Annotated in this window: 7 protein-coding genes; 5 read left to right on the top strand and 2 right to left on the bottom strand. The window is 40.1% G+C overall.

Annotated features, from left to right (window positions below; genetic code table 11):
- Window positions 1-169: 169 nt before the first annotated feature.
- The gene (locus KCG35_RS23785) at window positions 170-1,372 is read right to left on the bottom strand and encodes a GGDEF domain-containing protein (protein ID WP_215822347.1); all 1,203 of its coding nucleotides are present in this window, start codon (window positions 1,370-1,372) and stop codon (window positions 170-172) included.
- A 642-nt stretch (window positions 1,373-2,014) separates the two neighbouring features.
- On the opposite strand from KCG35_RS23785, the gene KCG35_RS23780 reads away from it, so the two are divergent.
- Window positions 2,015-2,428, top strand: coding sequence for a hypothetical protein (locus tag KCG35_RS23780; protein WP_215822346.1), 414 nt, complete (start codon window positions 2,015-2,017; stop codon window positions 2,426-2,428).
- A gap of 47 nt (window positions 2,429-2,475) precedes the next feature.
- Here KCG35_RS23780 and KCG35_RS23775 read toward each other — a convergent pair whose 3' ends face one another.
- Window positions 2,476-2,637 carry a hypothetical protein gene (locus KCG35_RS23775; protein ID WP_215822345.1) on the bottom strand — a complete coding sequence of 54 codons (162 nt, stop codon included), beginning with the start codon at window positions 2,635-2,637 and terminating at the stop codon, window positions 2,476-2,478.
- 115 nt (window positions 2,638-2,752) lie between these two features.
- Between KCG35_RS23775 and KCG35_RS23770 the strand changes: the two genes are divergently transcribed.
- From KCG35_RS23770 to KCG35_RS23755, 4 genes are all read left to right on the top strand, one after another.
- Window positions 2,753-2,989 (top strand): type II toxin-antitoxin system Phd/YefM family antitoxin, encoded by a 237-nt coding sequence (locus tag KCG35_RS23770; RefSeq protein WP_215822344.1) that lies wholly within the window; start codon window positions 2,753-2,755, stop codon window positions 2,987-2,989.
- Window positions 2,989-3,417, top strand: coding sequence for a type II toxin-antitoxin system VapC family toxin (locus tag KCG35_RS23765; protein ID WP_215822343.1), 429 nt, complete (start codon window positions 2,989-2,991; stop codon window positions 3,415-3,417). The genes KCG35_RS23770 and KCG35_RS23765 overlap by 1 nt, the downstream gene beginning before the upstream one ends.
- Before the next feature lie 136 nt (window positions 3,418-3,553).
- Window positions 3,554-3,733, top strand: a complete 180-nt coding sequence (locus KCG35_RS27160) for a BrnT family toxin (protein WP_215822342.1) — start codon at window positions 3,554-3,556, stop codon at window positions 3,731-3,733.
- A complete protein-coding gene (locus tag KCG35_RS23755; protein ID WP_027710257.1) occupies window positions 3,726-3,935 on the top strand; it encodes a BrnA antitoxin family protein in 210 nt (69 codons plus the stop codon). Before KCG35_RS27160 ends, KCG35_RS23755 begins: the two co-directional genes overlap by 8 nt.
- Window positions 3,936-4,329 lie beyond the last annotated feature (394 nt).

Here is a 4,329-nt window from a genome sequence, read left to right as displayed (position 1 = left end):
TCTTTAACTGTCTTAGCTCATGAAATATTACTTCCCTGATAGAGATTGAGTTTTGATTGGGCCATATTAAAGGGCACTATTTTTTTCCCACCACTCCCCAACGTCGAAATTAGGGCAGGTCTTATGCAGGTCTAAGTCTCGATGCCCGCATATTTCCGCAAGCGGGTATTTATTCTTCGCCAGCTATAGCAGATGGTTGTTCTGCTTTAGCCCTCTCACCATAAACAACAACTTGATTACGCCCCATTTCTTTCGCTTTATAAAGTGCCTGATCTGCACAATCAATCAACTTTGTCTGATTGCTGGAATCTAAAGGAAATTCAGCCACACCAAAACTCATAGTGATATAAATATTTTCTTCATCTGAAGCTTTTATCGGAGTTTCCATAATAGCAATGCGCAAACGATCAGCCATCTCTTTAGCAAAATGTTTTTCTGTACCAGGGATAATAATAATAAATTCCTCGCCACCAAAGCGAGCAAAGAAATCGCTACCTCTTAAATGATTTTCGATGACATGGGCAACAACCTTTAGTGCCTCATCTCCTACCTGATGTCCATAGGTATCATTAACAGACTTAAAGTAATCGATATCCATCATAATTAAAGAAAAAAGCTTACGTTCCAAACTCACAGTTGTTCTTGTCAAATCCTGGAATTTCTCATCACATGCGTGCCTGTTAAATGCTCCTGTCAATTGATCATGCATGGATTGATTTTCCAGGCTTTTATTACGTTTAGTCAGCCAAATACTTCCAAAAATACCGAAAATTAATGTTGTCACGAACGCAAGTATCGTAATTAATATGCCTTTATCTTCCATTGCCACAACTTGGGCATTATGCCTTATTAACTCGACCTGTGTTTTCTCATGCACCTGATTCAAATTATCAACAACAACCTGTATATTGGCGTCAAATTTTTCCATAGCCTTGTTGGCGCTGTCATAGTCAGAATGGTCAACATATGACATTAAGGTTTGACCATCTTTAAAGACATGTAGCCAGGAAGTATAAGCAACCTTAATGGTCTCCAGTTTGTCTGGCCTATCCTTATAGGCAGCTTGTAATTGTAAAAAGGCAACATCAACCTCTTTTCCCACCTTTGCAAAAAGCTGCTTTTCATCATCACCCTTATGAATAATATAGTCATTTGGAGGCATTGCCGCATTGAGGAGTGAGCGCTGTAATTCAGAGAGGGGCACTAACTCTTTCATAACAACCTTATTCATATCATCCATGGCCTGGAAAGCAGGAAGATAAGCAATAAAACCAACAAAAATTAATACAGCTGAAAAAGGCAATAAAGTGAGAATGACGATTAGGAGATATTTAATGCGAGATGAAAACCCGGAAATTTTAAAACTGACCATAAAAATCCCTTTATATCAATAACACAGTAAACAGACTATCATGATTCAGAATAGAGCATTTAATGTTAGTCAATAGTTCGGACAGTTTTAGAGCTTGGGTAAAACGAATACTTGCGGGCTATAGCTCTACTCTTAAACTTTATAGCAACTTAGGCCATCTGATAACTTGCAATAAAGTACAACCCTTATGATTCATAGCTTGTATAGCGGTGTGCCGATAACACAAAAACTGTCCGCAGTATTGTTAAAAGATACCTGCCGTAAATCAGTGACTACTGATGTAATTACTAGTGCTCTTAGTGCCCCTCCCTTTCCCCAAATACCCAACCCCCTCGAAAAAATAGCCGGTAATCATAGTTATCGGCTATTTTTGCGCGACAGGCGTAGTATGTTATCAAAATCGGTAATACGTATTACTTGATTATTTATGTCTAATATAGTGAAAAGTGACGCCAAACACTGCCTCAAACCAGATAGGCCAAGTGATGTACTTCTGTTTTAGATAGGTAATACCTGTAGTCAATCAGTGGTAGATAAGCTTGTAGCGGGAGGATTAGTTAGATAGCATTGAGCTTGCAATTTTGTTGCACATTTGTGCTGCAAATTTCTATTTTTAAAAAGAACTAAGGATAGGTTAAGCTAATGAAGAAAACAGCCATATTTAATTTAGTTGCGGCAGTTACACTATTATCAGGCACAGCCAGTGCGAGCGCAGCTTACTTTATGGATGATTATACCCTTACCAAAGATTGTGGTGCATTTGCCGTCTATGCAGGACCAAATATGCCCTCCGAACATGGTGGTGTGTGTTTAAGCTTTTCTGAGGGCGTTTTTAAATTGCATACAAGTTATACCAAAGATAAGAGCTGTGAGAATGGTGGAGCATATGTTGGTCCTAATAGGCCAGATTTACATGGTGGTACTTGTATTTGGGCTCAGGGGTATCAGTTAAAGTCTACCTATACAACATCAAGGAGTTGTGGACTCAATGCTACCTATGTAGGGCCTAATCGACCAGATGAACATGGAGGCACTTGTCTTTCCATTGTTGAGTAATGTTTAGGCTTTTTGGTGTAAGAGGCAGGGAAAGTGTCCTTGCCTTTTTAAATACTCCATAAAGCATAACAGAGCAGGGCAACCCCTAAACACCAAATCACAGCAATCACTACAGCAGCTCGCCAATTTTTGGTTAAATTCATGCCACAAGTTAGGCCGACGTTGTCGGCGACTTTTAGCCAGTGCCAATCATCTGGCTCAGTGTTCATAGATAGGAATTTCAAAGGATTGAGTTTACAGGCGCAGCCCCTTTATCAAAGCACCTTGTTTGACATATATAGACCAGTTTAATAGACTGGTCTATATTTCAATAAGGATAACCATATGCATAACGAAATTGGCTCTTACGAAGCAAAATCAAAACTCCCTGAATTATTGCGCCGGGTAGAGTCTGGTGAATCTTTCACTATTACCAACAGGGGTAAAATCATTGCCGACTTAGTGCCCGCAGATCATCAGAAACAGAAGGTGAAAAACGCCATCGCCAACATCAAAAAAATGAAACAACATGTGATGTCGGATGAGTTATTAGATGAGCTGAAAATGGATGGCCGTAAGTAGTGAGTGACTTTGTCTTAGATAATTCAGTCGCCATGCGCTGGTTGCTGCGAACCGCCAAAGTTACTGATCAAGAGTACGCTATCAGTGTACTGGACACGATGGTGGAAAAGGAGGCTGTGGTTCCTAACCTATGGCATTTGGAAGCGGTTAGCGTATTACTCGGCGCAGAAAAGCGTGAGGAAATCAGTCTTGCTGAAGTGGAGTCGTTTCTTGCTCAACTGGAAAGCTTGCCAATCCATGTTGATCTGTCTACCGCCAGTCATGCCTTTGGGCGTATTATGCGTTTAGCCAAAACCTACAACCTGAGTAGCTATGATGCAGCTTATTTAGAACTCGCTATACGTGAAGGTTTACCCATTGCGACGTTGGATAAAAATCTGGTGAAGGCGGCTAAAAAAGCTGAAGTCTCACGCTACCTGCTCAGCTGATCAGATCTGCCACAGGAAGCACACATCAACTGTGTTATGTTCCGCGTGGAACATTTTGTGGAACATCTATAGCTGGAAAACAAGAAGCTATATGCTATCAACTTGACTGTAATTATAATATAACTACAATGTAATTATGAGTGCATATAACTTTACTTGGGAGGAGCGCTTTATTCTGCTAGGCATGAGCAACCACTTTAAAACCCTCGTGGTATGCCACTGCTACCGAGCTGATGACTATGAAATAAGGCTGATATCGGCACGAAGAGCAAACAAACACGAGCAGAAACAATACGATGGATTCCGTTATGCGTGATAATTACGATTTTTCAAACTCAGTACCAAACCCTTATGCAAAGCAGCTTAAAAAGCAGATAACTATCCGGCTAGATGAGGATGTTATTGATTACTTCAAAGAGTTGTCTGAGGAAAATGGCATTCCTTACCAAAACCTCATAAACCTTTACCTAAAGGACTGCGCTGAACACCATAAGAAGCTAAAAATGAACTGGGACTGATTTGGAGCGGACTACTCCGCCTCTCTAGCTACTTTCTTAGCCATCTCATGCATGGTTAGTCGCTTATTTTTAAGTCTTCAGGACAACGACCATTCCTAACAATGGATTGTAAAGGATGTAGACCACTGGAGATTAATGAAGAGTCAGAGTTTGAGGCCATTGGTGTTGTGACATACTGTATTCACAACATACTTGAGGATACTGTACCAACACAGGAGATACTGTTTTAAAGAAAAACCCAGGCTATTAGTACAACCTGGGTATTAAAAAAAGCACATGAAAAAGAATTGCTTTTTCATGATCAGACAAGCCTATTGTACATAAAATGCACAAAATTATGTTGATGTGAGTCTAAAAATATATGGAGTTAATTTGGTTGTTGCAGAGCTGACGA

The organism is Zooshikella harenae (assembly GCF_018837975.1).
Taxonomy (GTDB): Bacteria; Pseudomonadota; Gammaproteobacteria; order Pseudomonadales; family Zooshikellaceae; genus Zooshikella; species Zooshikella harenae.
This window is presented reverse-complemented; position numbering and strand designations above follow the sequence as displayed.

Bases quoted from the DNA above. Each gene is read 5' to 3' on its own strand.
- KCG35_RS23785 (WP_215822347.1), bottom strand. From the start codon at position 1,372: ATGGTCAGTTTTAAAATTTCCGGGTTTTCATCTCGCATTAAATATCTC.
- KCG35_RS23780 (WP_215822346.1), top strand. From the start codon at position 2,015: ATGAAGAAAACAGCCATATTTAATTTAGTTGCGGCAGTTACACTATTA.
- KCG35_RS23775 (WP_215822345.1), bottom strand. From the start codon at position 2,637: ATGAACACTGAGCCAGATGATTGGCACTGGCTAAAAGTCGCCGACAAC.
- KCG35_RS23770 (WP_215822344.1), top strand. From the start codon at position 2,753: ATGCATAACGAAATTGGCTCTTACGAAGCAAAATCAAAACTCCCTGAA.
- KCG35_RS27160 (WP_215822342.1), top strand. From the start codon at position 3,554: ATGAGTGCATATAACTTTACTTGGGAGGAGCGCTTTATTCTGCTAGGC.
- KCG35_RS23755 (WP_027710257.1), top strand. From the start codon at position 3,726: ATGCGTGATAATTACGATTTTTCAAACTCAGTACCAAACCCTTATGCA.